Genomic DNA, 18,760 nt, shown 5'->3' with positions numbered 1-18,760 from the left:
GTGGGCGCGATCACGGGAACGTTCAAGGGCTTCGGGGTCACCTTCTCCCACATGTTCCGCAAGGTGGTCACCACCGACTACCCGTTCAAGCCGCCGGTGTCCGCGCCGCGCTACCACGGCCGGCACATCCTCAACCGGCACCCGGACGGGCTGGAAAAATGCATCGGCTGTGAGCTGTGCGCCTGGGCCTGCCCGGCCGACGCGATCTACGTCGAGGGCGGCGACAACACCGAGGAGCAGCGGTTCTCCCCGGGTGAGCGGTACGCCAGCACGTACCAGATCAACTACGCGCGGTGCATCTTCTGCGGGCTGTGCATCGAGGCCTGCCCGACCCGGTCGTTGACCATGAGTAACGAGTACGAGTTGGCCCGCGACTCCCGGCAGGACCTGATCTTCACCAAGGAGCAGCTGCTGGCGCCGCTGCTGCCGGGGATGGAGCAGCCGCCGCACCCGATGAGGTTGGGCGACAGCGAGAAGGACTACTACGTCGGCGCGCTGACCAACCCGGGCACCTCGGCGGGTGCCGAACGGGCGCCCTGGTCGGAGCAGGGCACCCAGGACGGCTCGGGGACGACGGGAGAGGGCAAGTCATGACCGAGCTCGCAGCGGAGGTCTCCACCGGGGAGGCGGTGACCTTCTGGATCCTGGCTCCGCTCGCGCTGCTCGGCGCGATCGGCATGGTGTGGGCCCGCAACGCGGTGCACTCCGCGCTCTGGCTGGTGCTGACCATGCTCTGCCTCGGCGTGTTCTACGTCGTGCAGGGCGGGCCGTTCATCGGCCTGGTGCAGATCATCGTCTACACCGGCGCGATCATGATGCTCTTCCTGTTCGTGCTGATGCTGGTCGGCCGGGACGCCTCCGACTCGTTGATCGAGACGCTGCGCGGACAGCGGATCGCCGCGGTCGCCCTCGGCGTCGGCTTCGCCGCGCTGGTCGGCACCGGGCTGTACCGGGGCCTCGGCGGGGTGCAGGCGGTCGGCCTGGAGCAGGCCAACGCGGACGGCAACGTGCAGGGCATCGCCGCCCTGCTGTTCGGCCGCTACCTGGTCGCGTTCGAGGTGACCGCCGCCCTGCTGACCACCGCTGCGATCGGCGCGTTGATCCTGGCGCACATCGAGAAGCGCAAGGAGCAGCGGCGCGGCCAGCCGGAAATGATGCGGGCCCGGTTCGCCCCCGGCAACTACCCCGGCCCGAAGCCGGGTCCGGGTGTCTACGCCACCTCCACCTCGGTGGCCACCCCCGGCCGGCTGCCGGACGGCACGCTCACCGACCGGAGCATCCCGGCGATCCTGCCGACGCGCGAACTCTCGCCCAGCGAGGCCGCCCCGAAGGGGACTGACAAATGACTCCGGACAACTACCTGATCCTGTCGGCGGTGCTGTTCACCATCGGCGCGGTCGGCGTGCTGGTCCGCCGTAACGCGATCGTGCTGTTCATGTGCATCGAGCTGATGCTCAACTCCGCGAACCTGGCGCTGGTCACGTTCAGCCGGATCAACGGTGACCTCAACGGCCAGATCATCGCCTTCTTCGTGATGGTCGTGGCGGCAGCCGAGGTGGTCGTGGGGCTCGCCATCATCATGACCATCTTCCGGACTCGACGCTCGGCGAGCGTCGACGACGCCAACCTGCTGAAGTACTAAAGGGGCCCACGCGTGGAATCGACTGTGGAGTACGCCCAGGCCACGGGGCTGCTGAGTAGCGTGTGGCTGCTGGTGGCCATCCCGCTGGCCAGTGCGGCGATCCTGCTGCTGCTCGGCAAGCGCGCCGACAAGTGGGGACACTGGCTCGGGGTGGTCGCCGTCGGAGCGGCCTTCGTCCTCGGCCTGACCTACTTCTTCCAGCTACGCGGCCTGGACAACCGGGCGGTCGAGCTGAGCCTGTGGGAGTTCATCGAGGTCGGTGGCCTGTCGGTGGACTTCGGGCTGCTGTTCGACCCGCTGTCGGCGGTCTTCGTGCTGCTGATCACCGGCGTGGGTTTCCTGATCCACGTGTACGCGGTCGAGTACATGTCGCACGACGCCGGACGACGGCGCTTCTTCGCGTACTTCAACCTGTTCGTCGCCGCGATGCTGGTGCTGGTACTGGGCAACAACTACGTGATGCTCTTCCTCGGCTGGGAGGGCGTCGGTCTGGCGTCGTACCTGCTGATCTCGTTCTGGTACCACCTGCCGGCCGCGGCGACCGCCGGTAAGAAGGCGTTCCTGATGAACCGGGTCGGCGACGCCGGCCTGGTGCTGGCGATCTTCCTGATGTTCGCCACGCTCGGGACCACCCAGTTCGAGGCGGTGTTCACCGGTGCCGGCGCGTTGGCGTCCGGCACCATCCTGGCGATGGGCCTGTTGCTGCTGCTCGGCGCCACCGGCAAGTCCGGCCAGTTCCCGCTGCAGGCGTGGTTGCCGGACGCGATGGAGGGCCCGACCCCGGTGTCGGCGCTGATCCACGCCGCCACGATGGTCACCGCCGGCGTCTACCTGATCGCCCGGTCCAACCCGATCTTCTCGGCCAACCCGACGCTGCAGACCGTGGTGGTCAGCGTCGGCGCGCTCACCCTGCTGATCGGCGCGGTCATCGGCTGCGCCAAGGACGACATCAAACGGGTGCTGGCCTGGTCGACGGTCTCCCAGATCGGCTACATGTTCCTCGGCGTCGGGCTCGGCGGCGGCGCGTACGCGCTGGCGATCGTGCACCTGCTGGCGCACGGATTCTTCAAGGCCGGGCTGTTCCTCGGCGCCGGCTCGGTGATGCACGGGATGAAGGACCAGACCGACATCCGGCGGTTCGGCGGCCTGTGGCGGCACATGAAGATCACCTGGGCGACCTTCGGGCTGGCCTGGCTGGCGATCATCGGCATCTGGCCGCTGTCCGGCTACTTCTCCAAGGAGCCGATCATCGCGGCCGCCTTCGAGCGGGAGGACTGGACCGCCTGGCTGTTCGGCGGCGCCGCCCTGCTCGGTGCCGGGCTGACCGCCTTCTACATGACGCGGCTGTTCATTCTCACCTTCCATGGCCCGAAGCGGTGGACCGACGACATCGACCACCCGCACGAGTCGCCGGCGCTGATGTGGGTGCCGCTGGTCCTGCTGGCGGTCGGCTCGGTCGCCGCCGGCTGGCTGATGTCCACCTCGGTGCCCGAGTGGCTGACCCCGGTGCTGGGCACCGAGGAGGGCCACCACGAAGCGGTGCTGTCACACGGCACGGTCACCATCCTGGCGCTGGTGATCACCGTGCTCGGTGCGCTGCTCGGCTGGCTGCTGTTCCGCAACGGCACCGCCGAACAGGAGCAGCCGGCCGGGGTGCTGGTCACCGCGGCCCGGCACAACCTCTACACCGACGCGGTCAACCGGGCGGTCTTCGAAAAGCCGGGCGTCTTCCTCACCCGGGCGCTGGTCTTCCTCGACAACCGGGGAGTCGACGGCCTGGTCAACGGGCTGGCTGCCGCGATCGGTGGCAGCTCCGGGCGGCTTCGGCGGCTGCAGACCGGCTTCGTGCGTTCGTACGCGATGTCCGTGCTCGCCGGTGCCTTCGTGGTGGTCGCGGCGTTCCTCGCCCTGCAGATGGGATGGCTGGCGTGAACGACTTTCCGTTCCTCTCGGTGCTGACCGTGGCGCCGCTGGCCGGCGCGCTCGTGGTGGCGCTCGTCCCGCGCCGCCAGGGGGAGCTGGCCAAGTGGCTGGCGCTCGGCTGGTCGGTGGCGGTGCTGGTGCTGTCACTGGTGATGTGGTTCGCCTTCACCGTCGGCGGCGACCGGTTCCAGTTCCGTGAGTCGTACCCGTGGATCCCCAACTGGGGGGTCAACTTCACCTTCGCGGCCGACGGCATCGCGTTGGTCATGCTGATGCTGATCGCCGTGCTGGTGCCGCTGGTGATCCTCGCCTCCTGGCACGACGCGGAGGCGTCGAAGCGGTCGGTGCCGGTCTACTTCGGCCTGTTGCTGCTGCTCGAAGGCACGATGATCGGCGTCTTCGCCGCCGCTGACATCTTCCTGTTCTACGTGTTCTTCGAGGTCATGCTGGTGCCGATGTACTTCCTGATCGGCAGCTACGGCGGCCACCAGCGGCAGTACGCGGCGGTGAAGTTTTTCCTCTACTCGCTGGTCGGCGGCCTGTTCATGCTGGCCGCGGTGATCGGGCTGTGGGTGGTCGGCGGGCAGACCTTCGACTGGCAGGCGCTCAGCGAGATCGACATGTCCACCGGCGTGGAACGCTGGCTGTTCCTCGGCTTCTTCGTGGCGTTCGCGATCAAGGCGCCGTTCTTCCCGTTCCACACCTGGCTGCCGGACGCCGGTGGTGCGGCACCGGCCGGCTCGGCCGCGCTGCTGGTCGGCGTGATGGACAAGGTCGGTACGTTCGGCATCCTGCGTTACTGTCTGGGGCTGTTCCCGGAGGCGTCGCAGTGGTTCGCGCCGTGGGCGCTGACCCTGGCCGTGATCGGCATCATCTACGCGGCCCTGCTGGCCGTCGGCCAGAACGACCTGAAGCGGCTGGTGTCGTACACCTCGATCTCGCACTTCGGTTTCATCGGGGTCGGCATTTTCGCGTTCACCACCCAGGCCGGCACCGGCGCGGTGCTGTACATGGTCAACCACGGGCTCGCCACCGGCCTGCTCTTCCTGGTCGTCGGGATGTTCGTGGCCCGGCGCGGCTCCGCGCTGATCAGCGACTTCGGCGGAGCAGGCAAGATGGTCCCGGTGCTCGCCGGGGTGTTCTTCTTCGCCGGGCTGACGTCGCTGGCGCTGCCCGGGACCGCCCCGTTCATCTCCGAGTTCCTGGTGCTGATCGGCACCTTCTCGGTGAACAAGCCGGTCGCGGTGATCGCCACCCTCGGCATCATTCTGGCGGCGGCGTACGTGCTGTGGATGGTGCAGCGCACCACCCAGGGCACGTTGAACCCGGCGCTGACCACGGTCGACGGCATGAAGCGCGACATCACCCTGCGGGAGAAGGTCGTGGTGGCCCCGCTGATCGCCCTGATCCTGCTGTTCGGCTTCTACCCGAAGCCGTTGACCGACGTCATCAACCCGGCCATCGAGGCGACGTTGTTCGATGACGTCGGCACGTCCGACCCCGCCCCGACCGAGGGCGTAATCCAGGAGGCGGCCCGGTGAGCGAGTTCTCATCCCCCGCGATCGACTACGCGGCGATCTCGCCGATGCTGATCCTGTTCGGCGCGGCGATGATCGGCGTACTCGTCGAGGCGTTCGTGCCCCGCTCACTGCGCAACCCGGTGCAGCTGGTGCTGGCCCTGGCCAGCATGGTCGGCGCGCTGGTCGCGGTGGTCCTGCAGGGCAGCACCCGGACGGTGACCGCCGGCGAGGCGATCGCCGTCGACGGCCCGACGCTGTTCCTGCAGGGCGCGATCCTGGTGCTCGGCGTGATGGCGATGCTGCTGATCGGTGAGCGGTCGTTGGAGACCGGCGGCGCCTTCGTCGCCCAGGCGGCGATCGTGGTCAACTCAGCCGAAGACCGCAAACAGGCGGCCGGCCGGTCCGGCGCCACCGAGGTCTACCCGTTGGCGTTGTTCGCCCTCGCCGGCATGCTGCTGTTCGTCGCGGCCAACGACCTGCTGACCATGTTCATCGCCCTGGAGGCGTTCTCGCTTCCGCTGTACCTGCTCTGCGCGCTGGCCCGCCGGCGGCGGCTGCTCAGCCAGGAGGCGGCCCTCAAGTACTTCATGCTGGGCGCCTACTCGTCGGCGTTCTTCCTGTTCGGGCTGGCGCTGACCTACGGCTTCACCTCTGGGGTGGACAGCCCGACCGGGCCCGGGGTGGACTTCGCCACCATCCGGGCGGCGGTGGAGACCTCGGAGTCCAGCCCGGTGCTGTTGTTCGCCGGCATCGCGCTGATCTCGGTCGGCCTGCTGTTCAAGGCGACCGCTGCCCCGTTCCACGTCTGGGCCCCGGACGTCTACCAGGGGGCACCGACGCCGGTGACCGGCTTCATGGCCGCCTGCACCAAGGTCGCCGCGTTCGGCGCGCTGCTACGGGTGCTGCACGTGGCGTTCTACGGCGCGGCATGGGACTTCACCCCGGTGCTCGGCACGATCGCCATCCTGACCATGCTGGTCGGGGCGATCCTGGCGGTCACCCAGACCGACATCAAGCGGCTGCTGGCGTACTCGTCGGTGGCCAACGCCGGTTACCTGCTGGTCGGCGTGCTGTCGCTGTCCGCCGAGGGCCTGGCCAGCACGATGTTCTACCTGGTGGCGTACGGCTTCATCGTGCTCGCCGCGTTCGCGGTGGTCACCCTGGTCCGCGACGCCGACGGCGAGGCCACCCACCTGTCCCGCTGGGCGGGGCTGGGCCGGCGCTCGCCGATGTTCGCCGGCATCTTCACCTTCATCCTCCTGGCGTTCGCCGGCATCCCGTTGACCAGCGGCTTCACCAGCAAGTTCGCCATCTTCGGGGCGGCGGTCGGGGACGGTCAGATCTGGCTGGTGATCGCCGGTGTGGTGACCAGCATGATCCTCGCCTTCCCGTACCTGCGGGTGGTGGTGATGATGTGGCTGAGCGAGCCGAGCGACGCCACCCCGACGGTGGTCATCCCCGGCGCGCTGACCTCGGCGGCACTGATGATCGGCGTACTGGCCACCCTGCTGCTCGGGGTCGCGCCGGGCGCGCTGCTCGACCTGACCAGCAACGCCGCCGAGTTTGTCCGATGAACCACCTCACCCGCCCCCAACCTGGGCAGCCACCGCCGCTGTGGCATGGTTGGGGGTGTGGTGAGGACGGCTGACGGCAGCTCCTTCGCGCCTGGCGCGGGAGCGGTGACCTCGATCGGGATCGACATCGTCGACCCGCAGCTGCAGGCGTCCATCGCCGGGATCCTGGCCGACGTCGAGGCCGAGCTGCGGGGCAGCGTGTTCAGCGCCGACCCGTTCGTCACCGAGGCGGCCCGCCACCTGGTCGAGGCCGGCGGCAAACGGTTCCGCCCGCTGCTGGTGGCGCTCGGTGCGCACTTCGGCGACCCGGCGGCGCGGCTGGTGGTGCCGGCGGCCGTGGTGATGGAGCTGACCCATCTGGCGACGCTCTACCACGATGACGTGATGGATGAGGCGCCGGTGCGTCGCGGTGCACCGAGCGCCAACTCGCGGTGGACCAACTCGGTGGCGATCCTGGTCGGGGACTACCTGTTCGCCCGGGCCGCCGACCTCGCCGCAGACCTCGGTATCGAGGCGGTACGGCTGCAGGCCCGCACGTTCGCCCGGTTGGTGCACGGCCAGATCGCCGAGACGGTCGGCCCGCGTGACGAGGAGCAGCCGGTCAACCACTATCTGCAGGTAATCGGGGACAAAACCGGGTCGTTGATCGCGACGTCCGCACGGTTCGGCGGGATGTTCGGCGGCGCGACCCCAGAGCATGTCGAGGCCCTGGCCGGGTACGGCGAGATCATCGGGGTGGCGTTCCAGCTCTCCGACGACCTGCTCGACATCGCCTCGGACTCCGCCCAGTCGGGCAAGACACCCGGTACCGATCTGCGGGAGGGGGTGCACACGCTCCCGGTGCTCTACGCGCTCGGCTCGGACGACGGCGACGCCGCCTCCCGGCGACTGCGGGAGATCCTGGCCGCCGGCCCGGTCACCGACGACGATCTGCACGCCGAGGCGCTCGCTCTGCTGCGTGAGTCGCCGGCGCTGAAACGGGCCCGGGAGACGGTGCGCGGCTACGCCGAGGACGCCCGGTCCCGGCTCGCGCCGCTGCCGCCCGGCCCGGCCCGGCAGGCGATGCAGTCGCTGTGCGACTTCATCGCCGACCGGACGAACTAACCGGGTAGCCGGGGTCCGGTCGTGATCCTGGTCTGGGATCCGGTACTGGTCCGGCCCGGTCGGCACGGGCGGACCTCTGCCGGTCGGCGGCGGTACGGGCGACGACCGGCACCGCCATTTGCGATGATGTTGCGCTAGCCAATAGCATGAACCGTACGTGTCGGGCGCCACACCGATAGTCGCCACCTGGTGCCCCCGATTCGAAAGGGCATTCCACAGGCGGCTGTCTTTTCATATGGTGTAAGTCCCCGGCGGCGGAGGTGGTTGTGCGCGACCCCTTGGCGGAACCTTCGGACCTCATCCGGAGCGTTTCACGGGCACTGCGTGTGCTCGAAGCGGTCGGACGTGCCCCGCGCGGACTGACCGTCAAACAGATTGCCCGGCGCTGCGAGCTGACCGTGGCGACCACGTACCACCTGGTGCGCACCCTGGCGTACGAGGGCTACGTGATCCGTCGCGAGGACGGTACCTACATCGTCGGCCTCGAGGTCGCGGACCGCTACCGCGAACTGGTCGCCGCATTCCGCGGCCCGCCAGCGGTCGGCGAGGCGCTGCGCCGCGCAGCGGCGGAGACCGGCTACAGCCACTACCTCGGCCGCTTCGTCGGCGCCCAGGTGGCGGTGACCGCGTCGGCCGAAGGGCTGCGCTCGCCGTACCTGGAGGACATGGTGCCCGGGTTCGACGAGGGGGCGCACGCCACCGCGCTGGGCAAGGCGCTGCTCGCGACCCTCACCCCCGAACAGCGGTTCCGTTACCTCAAAGAGTTCGGCATGCGGCCGTTCACCTCGGCCACGATCACCTCCATCGAGGGCTTCGAAGCCGATCTCGCGGTCGGCGACCGGCGTGGCATGCACCTGGAGATCGGGCAGTACCGGCAGGGCCTGGCCTGCGCCGCGGTGATGGTCAACGCGGACAAGGACGTCGAGCGGCGGGTGGCGATCGCCTGCGCGTTGCCGGCGGCCGAGATGATGACCTCGGCCCGGGTGGTCCGCGCGAAGCTGCTCACCGCCGCCAGGGCGGTCGCCGAGGCGATGACCGGCCCGGAGCATCCGGGCAGCTGAAAACAGTTTCTCCAGGACCTTGAACCGCCCGGCCAGCGGCTACGTGTCATGAGGCGGAAGGGAAGGGCGCCTCTTGACCGACCAGGATTCACAACTGATGCGCGCGTTGCACGAAGAGCATGGTGACGCGCTCTTCGCCCATGCGCTGCGGCTGGCCGGTGGCGACCGGCAGCGGGCCGAGGACCTGGTCCAGGAGACGCTGCTGCGGGCCTGGCGACATCCCGAGTCGCTGGACCCGGAGCGGGGATCCGTACGAGCCTGGCTGTTCACCACGGCCCGGAACCTCGCGATCGACGCCTGGCGTCGACGCAGTGTCCGGGTCGGCGAGGTGGTCACCGACGTACTGCCGGAACCACCACCGGCGGTGGACGAGGCGGACCGTGCCGTGGAGGCGTGGACCGTTGCCGAAGCCCTCGGCCGGCTCTCCCAACCACACCGGGAAGTGTTGATCGAGTGCTTCTATCGGGGGCGTTCGGTCTCCGAGGCGGCGGCCAGGCTCGGCGTCCCGCCAGGTACCGTCAAGTCACGGACGCATTACGCACTGCGCTCGCTGCGGCTGGTGCTGGAGGAGATGGGGGTGACCCAGTGAGGTGTGACTACGCGCACGACGACGGCGCGTACGTCCTGGGTGCCCTGTCACCCGCCGAACGAGCGGCGTACGAGCACCACCTCGCCGGCTGCCCGAGCTGCCGGCAGGCCGTCGCCGACATCGCGGTGCTGCCCGGTCTGCTCGGCCGGCTGGATCCGGCCGGCTTCGAGCAGATCAGCGACCCGCCGTCGACCGAGCCCCGGTTGGCCACCCTGGTCGACGCGGCGGGCCGGGCCCGCCGCCGGGGCCGGCGGATGCGCCGCTGGCAGACCGCCGGGGCGGCGCTGGCCGCCGCCGGTCTCGCGATCGTGGTCGGCTTCGGGGTGGGCTGGGTGGGGGCCGGCGGTACGCCGGAGACCACGCCCGGCTCCCAACTCCTCGCGATGCAGCCGGTGGCCTCGCAGGTGCCGATCCACGCCGAGGTGGGTCTGCAGGCGGCGACCAACGGCACCGAGGTCACCATGCGCTGCTGGTGGGAGCCGACCAACCCGGACGGCCGACCGATGGATTTCGAGCTGGTCGCCTACGACCGGGACGGGGCCAAGCAGCAGGTCGGCTCGTGGGCGGTCAGTCCCGGGGCCGAGATCGTCTTCACCGGCGCTACCCGGTTCGACCACGACCAGTTGGAACGGCTCGAACTGGTCCGTGCCGACGGCGCGGCGATCCTGGCATACCAGGTCGGCTGAGTCGTCGGTCAGCCGGCCGGGGCAGGCTCAGCGGTCAGCCGGCCCGGCAGGCTCAGCGGTCAGCGGCTGTGCCGCCGTCAGCTCCATCCAGCGGTCAGGCTCGGCCAGCGGAGTGAAACCCAACGCCGCGTAGACGCCGTGCGCGTCCAGCGTGCCCAGCACCAGCCGGCGTACCCCCCGCCGGGCAAGCTCGTCGCGGGCCGTCGCCACCAACTGGCGGCCGAGTCCACGGCCACGCACCGAGCGGTCGATGTAGACGTCACACAGCCATCCGAAGGTCGCCTGGTCGGTGACAACCCGGGCGAAGCCGACCTGCCCGTCGGCGTCGCCCCGGTAGACCCCGAACACGAGCGAGTTGGCGATCGACCGGACGACCACCTCGCGGGAGCGGCCCAGCGCCCAGTACGCGTCGGTGGAGAGCCAGCCGTGGACCCGGTCGACGTCGACGCGGGTCGGGTCGTCGCAGATCTCATGTCCGTCCGCAAGCATGATCGACACCATGCGCCGACCGTAGGTGTCGGTCGACCGGCTGTCGTACGAATTTCCGGGACGTCGCCGAACGCACCACCCGGTACGGCAGGGTTGCTGCCCGAGGCCGGGACGGCCGGTCAGTCCCGGTCCAGAACCAGACCCAGCAGCCAGGTGACCACTCCGACCAGCAGCGCCCCGAGCACGGCGGCCGGCCAGAAACCGTCGACCTGGAACGGTAGGTCGAGCTGCTCGGCGATGAACCCGGTCAACAGGAACAACAGCCCGTTGACGACCACCGCGATCAACCCGAGGGTCAGCAGGTACAGGGCACACCCGACGGTTTTGATGATCGGCTGCAGCACCGCGTTCACCACGCCGAAGATGACCGACACGAGCAGCAGCGCGACGATGGCCTCGCCGATTGCGTCGGTCTGTAACGTGATGCCCGGAATGATCAGGGTGGCCAGCCAGAACGCCAACGCCGTACTACCCAGGCGGATGAGGAGGCTTTTCAGGAAACCCATCCGGGAATCCTGCCATGCCGGCCGTCGCCGCTGGCTCCGGCATCGCCGTCCGGCGATACCATCGTGCCTCACCCTCTCTCACGGTCGAACCGCCCGTGACGCCATGTCGTCCGCCGGTTGCGGCCCGTCGGTCCCGGAGGTGCGTGGTTGACGTCCCGGCAGCACCACTTGCAGTCCCACCGGTATGCGGCACGACGGCTGGTCGACGCGTTGGTGTCGGGGGAGGCCGATCCGGTACGACCATCCCGTCGGTCAGCCCCTGCGACGCTGGCCGGCGTGCTGGTCGCCGTGCTCGGGCTCGGCGGTGCCGCAGGGTACGGAGCAGCGACCGGATCCGCAGCCACTGACTGGCGGGACAGCCGGGTGGTGATTGTCGAACGGGAGTCCGGGGCCCGGTACGTCTACCGCGCCGGCCGGCTGCACCCGGTGCGGAACTACAGTTCGGCGTTGCTGATCGCGGGTGCGGCTCCACCGCGTACCGTGCTGGTGCGGCAGGCCGCACTACGCGACGTCAACCGGGGATCTCCGCTGGGTATCCCCGACGCGCCGGACTCGCTGCCCCGCCCCGAGGACCTGGTTGGTCCGGACTGGACGGTTTGCTCCAGCGTCGCCGACCAGGGTGAGTCGGCTGCGCCCGGGACGTCGGTGCTGCTCGGCGTGGGTAGCTCCGGCGGTCGGCCGCTCGGCGATGACGCGCTGCTCACCCGGCTACCGGACGGTGCGGTACAGCTGATCTGGCGGGGCCGCCGGCACGCCGTGGCCGAACCGGAGCTGGTGCTCGCCGCGCTCGGCTGGACCCGGCACCGCCCGCTGCCGGTCGCGCCGGCGGTGCTCCGGGCCCTGCCGGTCGGGGCTGACCTGGCCCGCCCGACGGTCCCTGGTGCGGGGCAGCCGTCCGGGACGATTCCGGACACCACGGTCGGCGAGGTCTTCGTGATGATCACCCAGAGCGGCTCGCGACAGTACGCGGTGGCGTACCGCGACGGGCTCGCTGAGATCACCCAGGTACAGGCCGATCTGCTGCTGACCGCACACGACCAGGCCGGCCCGACCCGGTTGACCCAGGGTCGGTTCCGTGGCCTGCCCCGGGTCGACGAGCTGGTCCCGGAAGGTCCGCAGGCACCACCGGCCGAGACACCGGCGCTACGATCGGCGGCGACCGGCACCGTCTGCGTCGGTGGCGCCGGGATCCGGTCCCAAGTACGGGTGGCGGTGGATCCGGACACCCCGGCCACCGGCGTCCGGTTGCCGCCCGGTCGCGGCGCTCTGGTCGAGGCGGTACGGCCGGGCGGGAACACCCCGCAGGTCAGCCTGATCACCGACGCTGGACTACGCCACCCGGTTCCCGACCCGGCGGTGCTGCCGACGCTCGGCTACCCGGACGCCGCGCGGTCGCGGCTGCCGGCCAACGTGGTCGAGCTTGTGCCGGCCGGTCCGGACCTGGACCGGCGGATCGCCCTCGGCTGACCGTGTCCCGGCTCAGCTGCGCTCTGGCTGGTTCGTCGCCGATGCCACCGCAATCGAGCCGTTATCCACAGCGGACGAGGTGGGGCTGCGCCGGTGGGTCGACCCGGCTACGGTCGGCGAGGTGACGTTCACCGCTGTCAGCGGACCGGGACCGAGAGGGGCCACAGCGTGTCGCAGACGCAAGCCGAGTTGGCGGTCATGCAGCGGGCAGCCAGCCGTTTCGACCAGGTCGACGAGGAGCTCGATGCGATGCTGCGCGGTCTGCTGCAGCGTTTGGAGGTGCTTCAGCACGCCTGGCGTGGTGCCGGTGGCCGGTCCTTCGAGCAGGTCACTGCCGGGTGGGCCAGAGAGCAGGCGGCGTTGCACCGGGCGTTGCGTGAGACGGCCGGAGCGATCCGTACCGCCGGGACGCAGTACCAGGCGACAGACGTCGCGGCGGCGGACCGGGTGACCAGGGCAGGGCGACGGATCGAGCTGCCGCTCTGAGACGACCCGGCGGCCTGCTGCTCGGGGGCGACCGGGCGGGCGGCGCAGCGGCATGACACGGAGCATGACACGGAGGAGGTGACCAGTTGGCCGACGGCGAGCTGGTGGTGGATTTCCGGGCGCTGCAACAGGCCAGCGCCGACATCGGGCAGGCGTTGCGTACTCTCGGGTCGCAGTTGCACCAGGTGGAGCGGGAGGCTGCGCCACTTGTAGCAACCTGGGACGGTGTGGCTCGTCAAGCGTACGAGCAACGGCAGGCCCGGTGGCGCGGCGCGGCACAGAATCTTCAGGCCCTGCTGCGGGAGATCAAGGTTGCGGTCGACGAGTCGGCCGCCGACTATCTGAGCACCGAGCGGCGCAACGCGGACCTGTTCCGATGAGCCGAAGCGTGTCCTCTCGACTACGCGAAGTGTTTTCTCACGTTAGTTGAACTGCAAGGCGTCCGCCGGCCGTTGTGATCGTGGCACCACCTTGTAGGTTGTACCGGACGCGTGTGGCCTGTCCGGTGGAAAGGGGGGTCGGCCGTGACCGATTGGCAACCGGCCACCGAGATCGAGGCCGCGATGCGCGACGCCCTGCTCTGTCAGGACCAGGAGCTCTACTTCCAGCTGCTGGCCGGCACCGAGTTGCTGCTCCCTGTTTCAGCGCAGGCCCTGGCCGGTCAGGCCCCGATGGGCTGGGGCACCTGGACGACGAACGGGCGGACCCACGTTCTCGCGTTCACCTCTCCGGTCACCCTGCACGCATGCCTTGGTGACAACGGCAGTTCCGCCCGTCGGGTGACGTTCGCCGAGCTGGCCGCCACCTGGCCCAACCTGGAGTGGTGGCTGGCGGTCAACCCGGGTCTGCCGATCGAAGGCTGGCTGCCGGCCTGGTTCGTCGCCCAGCTGGCCCGCGGAGACGCGCGACTGCCAAACCGCGGCGGCCAGTCCGAGGGCCGCGCCGATGCCGCCGCCCGGGCCCGTGCGACCGCCACCGTCCCCGGACTGGCCGGCTACCCCGGCGGTGCCGGGCCGGTCGACGGCGGGCCCGCTCTACTGCCGGACCACGGCCGGCATCCCACCCAGTACGCCGCCGAAGCTACCGCCGCTGCCAGCCCACCGCCGGTACCGACCGCTCCGGCGCCGACCGCTCCGGCGCCGGAAGGTCAGTGGCCGCACCCGGACAACGCGGCCGCCGACCCGGCGCCGCCGACCGCCCGTCCGGTGTCGCCCAGCTCGCCGCCACCGTACGGTTCGACCCGATCCCCGGCCGGCGCGACCGCCGGGCTGTCGGCCGGCGGTCTGCCTCGCCGGGTGCCGACTCCCACGCCGCCCACCGAAGACCCGCCACCAGCGGTGGAACAGCCCGGTGCGGCGGTCGAGCCGGCGCCCGGTGCGGCGCCCGGTCCGGCGGTCGAGCCGGCGGTCGAGCCACCGTCCGGTCCGGCGGTCGAGCCACCGTCCGGTCCGGCCTTCGAGCCGGCCAACGACGTGGAGCGGGACCTGGTCGCGGCGGCGGGCGGCGGCGGCAGCAACTCGTTCCTGTCCACCCTGCTGCTCGCCAAGGTGCTGCTGCCCGTCTCCGAATCGGCCGCGGCCGGGTCCAGACCCGGCGACGAGGGCTTCACCTGGCGGACCGAGACCGCCACCGACGACACGTTCGTCGTGGTGTTCACCTCGCCGGAGCGGATCGCCGATCACTTCGACACCCCGGTCGATACCGTCGAAGTGAAGTTCGTCCAGCTGATCCGCCGCTGGCCGGACCCGCAGTGGTCGTTCGTCATCAACCCCGGCACCCCGGTCGGCGCGAAGCTGCCCGGCACCGAGATCGTCGGCCTGGCCAGCTGGGCGGCTGAGGTCGGGCTGGGAGACGAGGAAGCCGACGTCGAACAGCCGGCCGAACCCCAACCCGGCGCGTCGGCCGCGCCGAAGCCGGCCGTGTCCAGCGGGCCGGACGTCCCGGGGCAGCCGACGACGATGCAGAAGACCGTCGCCGCCAGCCAGGTCGGCTACTACCTGGACCGTGGCTACGACCGGGTGTCGGGGTTCGTGCACCGCGCCGCCGAGGTCGCCCACCTGGACACCCCAGCCAAGCTGTACGCGGCACTCGGGCTCGGCTACGCCGGGTCACCCTTCGCTCCGGACGCTGACGAGATCTTCGTGTTGCGGTGGCCGGCCTACCGGCCGAGCCTCTACCGGATTCCCTACGGCGGGCAGAACGAGAACGCCATGCGGGCGATGGAAGGCTGGGTGATCGAGCGTCCGCCCTTCCGCGGCAACGGCTTCGCCCCCGGGGAGAGCAGCGACGTCGTGGCCGAGTTCAAGGTCGACGGGATCCGGCTGCCGCACGGTTCGCAGCTGTGGCGGCTCGGCGCGGACGGCACCGGGACGCTCGTCGCCCTGCTGGACGCCGACGAGACCGCCTGGCAGCGGGTCAAGGAGGAATGATGCGCGACGGCTACGTCGCCCGCTGGCAGGGGCAGGAGTACGACGCCAGCCCGGCCGGCGACGAGGTGCGGATCTACCAGCCGACCGAGGGCGACGGCTTCACCGCGATCCGCTCCGGCCGATACGTCCGGGTGGTGCCGATGTCCGAGGTCGACGACTTGGCGTACGTGCGTACCACCTGCACCTGGCACGGCCAGCCGTTCGTCGTGCTCGCCAAGCACGACGGCTGGCTGCGGGTCGAGTACACCGGCGGTCGCGCCCCGGTCGCCCAGTCGCTCGGGCTGGAGGAGTTCGACTTCGGTGTCTACCAGGGCTGGGCGGCAGCCAACGAGGTGACCGAGCTGCGCGAGCACCGGGTCTGACCGGCCGGGTCGCGGGTCAGCTCTTGGCCCAGCGCAGCACCTCGCCGAGCACCACCTCCGGCGACTCGACGTGCGGAAAGTGCCCAACCTCGTCCAGCAGCCGCCACTCGTACGGGGCGATCACGTACCGCCCGGAGCCCTGCGCCGTCCGGGGCAGCACCGCCGGGTCCAACGCCCCGTGCAGTTGCAACGTCGGTGTCACCAGCGGCTCCTGCAACAGCTTGACGAAGCGGTAGCCGTGCAGCCGCAGCAGCGACCGGAACGCCCAGCGGTACCCCTCCAACGCGCAGAACGACGCCTGCGGGATCCGCATCGCGGTCCGGCACAGCTGTTCGTACTCGGCGAACCGGGCTCCGCCGGTCCACACCGGCCCACCCCACTGGCGGAGGAACCCTCCGACCATCGCCGCGTCGTCGCGGGTCAGCACGTGCTCGTAGCGGGGCAGCTGGAAGCGTAGCGACGGGGTGGAGGCGGCGGCCTGCCCACGCGGGTCGGTGAAGATCGCCGAGCGGAGCCGCAGCGGGTGAGCGGCCCCGATCACGACCAGCCGGCGCACCATCCTCGGGTGGAACGCGGCGGCGGTCCACCCGATCATGCCGCCGAAGCCGGCGCCGACGATGACCGCCGAGCGCTCACCGAGCGCCCTGATCATGCCGGTGACGTCGGCGGCCAGGGTGTATCCGTCATACCCGCGCGGCGGCTTGTCACTCGCCCCGAATCCCCGCATGTCGACCGCCACGGCACGGTAACCGGCGTCGGCCACCGCCGGCAGCATCTCGTGCCAGGCCCACCAGAACTCGGGAAAGCCGTGCAGGAACAGGACCAGCGGGCCGGTGCCGGCCTCGACCACGTGGAACCGGCTGCCGTTGGCGCCGACGTACCGGTGCTCCCAGGGGCCCTTGATGAGCACACAGGACTCGTCGACCGGGCCCGCTGTCCTGCCACGTTCTCCCATGGCGACAGCGTAGGCCGGCCCCGCACCACCGTATCCGGCCTGGGCAAACAATAGAGGTTGATTCAGGGTGATCACCGGCGTCGGCTCCGGGTGTCCACCGGGGGTGGCTGACTTCCGCTGCTGGCGGCGGGACCCGACCGGGCGGCGATACCGTTGCCGGATGGCCGACGATGCTGCCGGACCCGATCCGGGCAACGCCCCACCGCCACCCGTCCCGTTGATCAACGTCGCCGGGCCGCCGGCCGAGTACGGCGCCGGCTACGGTGCGGCGGCGGCGTCGGTGATCGCCCGCAACATCGAGCACTACCTGCGGCGGTTCCGCGACGAGGCCGGGTTGAGCAGGTCGGCGGTACGGATCGCCGGCGGCACCTTCCGCAACGCGAGCCGGGCGGCCCACCCGAGGATCGTCGAGGCGCTCGACGCGGTGGCCGGCGGAGCAGGGGTGCACGTCGACGAGGTCTACGCGCTGAACGCCCGTACCGAACTGCTGTACGGCACCGGGCGGACGGCGGCCGACCCGCCGCCAAGCGACCCCACCGATACCGAACCCACCGATCCCGACCTGGGCTCCGGCTCCGGCCGTGACGTCGGTCCGGACGGTTCGGCCGGCGGCTGTACGGCAGCCGGGGTACTCGGCTCGCGGACCGCCGACGGCCATCTGCTGCTCGGGCAGAACTGGGACTGGCATCCCGACCAGCGGGACACGATGGTGCTGCTGCGGACCACGGACGAGCGAGGGCTGACCGTGCTCACCCTCACCGAGGCGGGCATGCTCGCCAAGGCCGGGCTGAACTCGGCAGGGCTGGGAGTCTGCATCAACATGCTCGGCAGCGACCGGGACGGGCTGGCGCCGGGCCGATCGCCCGGGGTGCCGTACCACGTGCTGCTACGCGCGGTGCTGGAAGCCGGCAGCCTCGGCCAGGCGACCCGGGTGGCCTTCCGTACCCCCCGAAACGCGTCGATCAACCTGCTGCTCGGCCAGGCCGGCCCGGCCGGTGGGGAACTGCTCGACTTGGAGGTGGTCCCCGGCGACGTCGGGTGGACCCACCCGGTGGACGGGGTGCTCACCCACGCGAACCACCTGGAGACGGCCCTGCCGGTGCGGGACACGGCGAAGAACCTCGGCGGCTCGTCGATGTTCCGGGCGGCGCGGGCCCGCCGGCTACTGGCCGAACGGGCGGCCGGTGCGCCGTTGACCCTCGCCGACCTGGCCGACGTGTTCCATGATCATCTGGGCTTGCCGCTGGCGATCTGTCGGCATCTCGACGAGCGGGACGCACCGGCGGACCAGGCGGAGACGGTCTACTCGGTGCTGATCGATCTGGACGCCCGCCGGCTGGGGCTGGCCGCCGGCCCGCCGTGCCAGCACGACTACCACTGGCTGGAGCTGGCCGACGGCGTCACCGGATGACCTCCGCCCGGATCAGCTGCCAGTGCTGGCCCGGCCCGCAGTAGATCCGGATCCGCAGCGGAGCCATCTTCACCCGGATCCGGGTGTGCTGGGTGAGTGTGGTGCCGTCGTCGCCGTACAGCGCGTGTTCGGTCCCGTCGTCGGTGACCAGCCCGTAGCAGGGTCCGGTGCCACCCCGGGTCACCGTGCCGACCAGCCAGTCGCCGGTGATCAGGTCGGACGGGGTTTTCGGGGGTGTCCCGGGTCGGGGCAGTGTCGGCGGTTCGGTCCGGGACAGGCCCGGAGTCTCGGACGGGATCGGTGTCGCCGGTTCGTTGGATCCGGTCTGCGGGGCATCCGGCCCGTCGGTTCCGCTCTGCGAGGCGTCCGGGGTCGCCGGCATCGGTGCTCCTGACGTGGGATCGCCACCGCAACCGGCGACGGCGATCAGCGCCACGCCGGTCAGCATGGCGGCGACGGCCCGGAGGGCTGACTGTCGGATCAGCTTCGGTACTGCCATGCCGGTTGGACGCTGCCCGGCCGGCCGGAGTTCCACCGGCCGGCCGGAGTTCCACCG

Annotated in this window: 20 protein-coding genes; 16 read left to right on the top strand and 4 right to left on the bottom strand. The window is 70.7% G+C overall.

Going from position 1 to position 18,760, the window contains the following annotated elements:
- From nuoI to O7610_RS19455, 10 genes are all read left to right on the top strand, one after another.
- On the top strand, positions 1-594 hold the full coding sequence (gene nuoI, locus O7610_RS19500) for an NADH-quinone oxidoreductase subunit NuoI (protein WP_348650034.1): 594 nt from the start codon (positions 1-3) through the stop codon (positions 592-594).
- Entirely contained in the window at positions 591-1,346 is a 756-nt protein-coding gene (locus O7610_RS19495; RefSeq protein ID WP_278173315.1) for an NADH-quinone oxidoreductase subunit J, read from the top strand. The genes nuoI and O7610_RS19495 overlap by 4 nt, the downstream gene beginning before the upstream one ends.
- Positions 1,343-1,642, top strand: a complete 300-nt coding sequence (gene nuoK, locus O7610_RS19490; RefSeq protein WP_123607128.1) for an NADH-quinone oxidoreductase subunit NuoK — start codon at positions 1,343-1,345, stop codon at positions 1,640-1,642. Before O7610_RS19495 ends, nuoK begins: the two co-directional genes overlap by 4 nt.
- A 12-nt stretch (positions 1,643-1,654) precedes the next feature.
- Entirely contained in the window at positions 1,655-3,574 is a 1,920-nt protein-coding gene (gene nuoL / locus O7610_RS19485) for an NADH-quinone oxidoreductase subunit L (protein ID WP_281552094.1), read from the top strand.
- Positions 3,571-5,106: an NADH-quinone oxidoreductase subunit M gene (locus O7610_RS19480; RefSeq protein ID WP_281552093.1), complete on the top strand. Its 1,536-nt coding sequence runs from the start codon at positions 3,571-3,573 to the stop codon at positions 5,104-5,106. The genes nuoL and O7610_RS19480 overlap by 4 nt, the downstream gene beginning before the upstream one ends.
- A complete protein-coding gene (nuoN, locus tag O7610_RS19475; protein ID WP_281552092.1) occupies positions 5,103-6,659 on the top strand; it encodes an NADH-quinone oxidoreductase subunit NuoN in 1,557 nt (518 codons plus the stop codon). Before O7610_RS19480 ends, nuoN begins: the two co-directional genes overlap by 4 nt.
- Before the next feature lie 45 nt (positions 6,660-6,704).
- Entirely contained in the window at positions 6,705-7,763 is a 1,059-nt protein-coding gene (locus tag O7610_RS19470; protein WP_281552091.1) for a polyprenyl synthetase family protein, read from the top strand.
- A gap of 266 nt (positions 7,764-8,029) precedes the next feature.
- Positions 8,030-8,824 (top strand): IclR family transcriptional regulator, encoded by a 795-nt coding sequence (locus O7610_RS19465; RefSeq protein ID WP_281552090.1) that lies wholly within the window; start codon positions 8,030-8,032, stop codon positions 8,822-8,824.
- A gap of 94 nt (positions 8,825-8,918) precedes the next feature.
- Complete coding sequence (locus O7610_RS19460; protein ID WP_281555747.1) at positions 8,919-9,413, top strand: sigma-70 family RNA polymerase sigma factor; 495 nt, start codon at positions 8,919-8,921, stop codon at positions 9,411-9,413.
- The gene (locus O7610_RS19455) at positions 9,410-10,099 is read left to right on the top strand and encodes an anti-sigma factor family protein (protein ID WP_281552089.1); all 690 of its coding nucleotides are present in this window, start codon (positions 9,410-9,412) and stop codon (positions 10,097-10,099) included. Before O7610_RS19460 ends, O7610_RS19455 begins: the two co-directional genes overlap by 4 nt.
- 27 nt (positions 10,100-10,126) lie before the next feature.
- On the opposite strand, the gene O7610_RS19450 is transcribed toward O7610_RS19455, so the two are convergent.
- Both O7610_RS19450 and O7610_RS19445 read right to left on the bottom strand, forming a co-directional pair.
- Positions 10,127-10,600: a GNAT family N-acetyltransferase gene (locus O7610_RS19450; RefSeq protein ID WP_281567198.1), complete on the bottom strand. Its 474-nt coding sequence runs from the start codon at positions 10,598-10,600 to the stop codon at positions 10,127-10,129.
- A 107-nt stretch (positions 10,601-10,707) separates the two neighbouring features.
- The gene (locus O7610_RS19445; RefSeq protein ID WP_281552087.1) at positions 10,708-11,094 is read right to left on the bottom strand and encodes a phage holin family protein; all 387 of its coding nucleotides are present in this window, start codon (positions 11,092-11,094) and stop codon (positions 10,708-10,710) included.
- 117 nt (positions 11,095-11,211) lie between these two features.
- Between O7610_RS19445 and eccB the strand changes: the two genes are divergently transcribed.
- The 5 genes from eccB to O7610_RS19420 all read left to right on the top strand — a co-directional run bounded on the left by eccB (position 11,212) and on the right by O7610_RS19420 (position 15,838).
- Positions 11,212-12,561, top strand: coding sequence for a type VII secretion protein EccB (gene eccB / locus O7610_RS19440; protein ID WP_348651183.1), 1,350 nt, complete (start codon positions 11,212-11,214; stop codon positions 12,559-12,561).
- A gap of 168 nt (positions 12,562-12,729) precedes the next feature.
- The gene (locus tag O7610_RS19435) at positions 12,730-13,047 is read left to right on the top strand and encodes a WXG100 family type VII secretion target (protein WP_123605183.1); all 318 of its coding nucleotides are present in this window, start codon (positions 12,730-12,732) and stop codon (positions 13,045-13,047) included.
- A gap of 86 nt (positions 13,048-13,133) precedes the next feature.
- Positions 13,134-13,427, top strand: a complete 294-nt coding sequence (locus O7610_RS19430) for a WXG100 family type VII secretion target (RefSeq protein WP_281552085.1) — start codon at positions 13,134-13,136, stop codon at positions 13,425-13,427.
- Between the two features lie 144 nt (positions 13,428-13,571).
- Positions 13,572-15,476, top strand: coding sequence for an SseB family protein (locus tag O7610_RS19425; RefSeq protein ID WP_281567199.1), 1,905 nt, complete (start codon positions 13,572-13,574; stop codon positions 15,474-15,476).
- Complete coding sequence (locus tag O7610_RS19420; RefSeq protein WP_281552083.1) at positions 15,473-15,838, top strand: UCP033725 family protein; 366 nt, start codon at positions 15,473-15,475, stop codon at positions 15,836-15,838. Before O7610_RS19425 ends, O7610_RS19420 begins: the two co-directional genes overlap by 4 nt.
- Positions 15,839-15,854: 16 nt before the next feature.
- Here the strand turns inward: O7610_RS19420 and O7610_RS19415 are convergent, their stop codons facing one another.
- A complete protein-coding gene (locus O7610_RS19415) occupies positions 15,855-16,793 on the bottom strand; it encodes an alpha/beta fold hydrolase (protein ID WP_281552082.1) in 939 nt (312 codons plus the stop codon).
- A gap of 160 nt (positions 16,794-16,953) precedes the next feature.
- On the opposite strand from O7610_RS19415, the gene O7610_RS19410 reads away from it, so the two are divergent.
- Positions 16,954-18,204: a C45 family autoproteolytic acyltransferase/hydrolase gene (locus O7610_RS19410; RefSeq protein WP_281552081.1), complete on the top strand. Its 1,251-nt coding sequence runs from the start codon at positions 16,954-16,956 to the stop codon at positions 18,202-18,204.
- On the opposite strand, the gene O7610_RS19405 is transcribed toward O7610_RS19410, so the two are convergent.
- A complete protein-coding gene (locus O7610_RS19405) occupies positions 18,194-18,703 on the bottom strand; it encodes a hypothetical protein (RefSeq protein WP_281552080.1) in 510 nt (169 codons plus the stop codon). The two genes, O7610_RS19410 and O7610_RS19405, sit on opposite strands and share 11 nt — an antisense overlap.
- Between the last annotated feature and the right edge of the window lie 57 nt (positions 18,704-18,760).

The sequence above is a fragment of the Solwaraspora sp. WMMA2065 genome, from assembly GCF_030345075.1.
Taxonomy (GTDB): domain Bacteria; phylum Actinomycetota; class Actinomycetes; order Mycobacteriales; family Micromonosporaceae; genus Micromonospora_E.
Note: the sequence above shows the minus strand (reverse complement) of the source record. Positions and strands in the feature narration are given on the sequence as shown.

What these genes read in the sequence shown, in the direction of transcription:
- O7610_RS19495 (WP_278173315.1), top strand. Translation starts at nt 591, where the DNA reads ATGACCGAGCTCGCAGCGGAGGTCTCCACCGGGGAGGCGGTGACCTTC.
- nuoK (WP_123607128.1), top strand. Translation starts at nt 1,343, where the DNA reads ATGACTCCGGACAACTACCTGATCCTGTCGGCGGTGCTGTTCACCATC.
- O7610_RS19470 (WP_281552091.1), top strand. Translation starts at nt 6,705, where the DNA reads ATGGTTGGGGGTGTGGTGAGGACGGCTGACGGCAGCTCCTTCGCGCCT.
- O7610_RS19450 (WP_281567198.1), bottom strand. Translation starts at nt 10,600, where the DNA reads ATGGTGTCGATCATGCTTGCGGACGGACATGAGATCTGCGACGACCCG.
- O7610_RS19445 (WP_281552087.1), bottom strand. Translation starts at nt 11,094, where the DNA reads ATGGGTTTCCTGAAAAGCCTCCTCATCCGCCTGGGTAGTACGGCGTTG.
- O7610_RS19420 (WP_281552083.1), top strand. Translation starts at nt 15,473, where the DNA reads ATGATGCGCGACGGCTACGTCGCCCGCTGGCAGGGGCAGGAGTACGAC.
- O7610_RS19415 (WP_281552082.1), bottom strand. Translation starts at nt 16,793, where the DNA reads ATGGGAGAACGTGGCAGGACAGCGGGCCCGGTCGACGAGTCCTGTGTG.
- O7610_RS19410 (WP_281552081.1), top strand. Translation starts at nt 16,954, where the DNA reads ATGGCCGACGATGCTGCCGGACCCGATCCGGGCAACGCCCCACCGCCA.
- O7610_RS19405 (WP_281552080.1), bottom strand. Translation starts at nt 18,703, where the DNA reads ATGGCAGTACCGAAGCTGATCCGACAGTCAGCCCTCCGGGCCGTCGCC.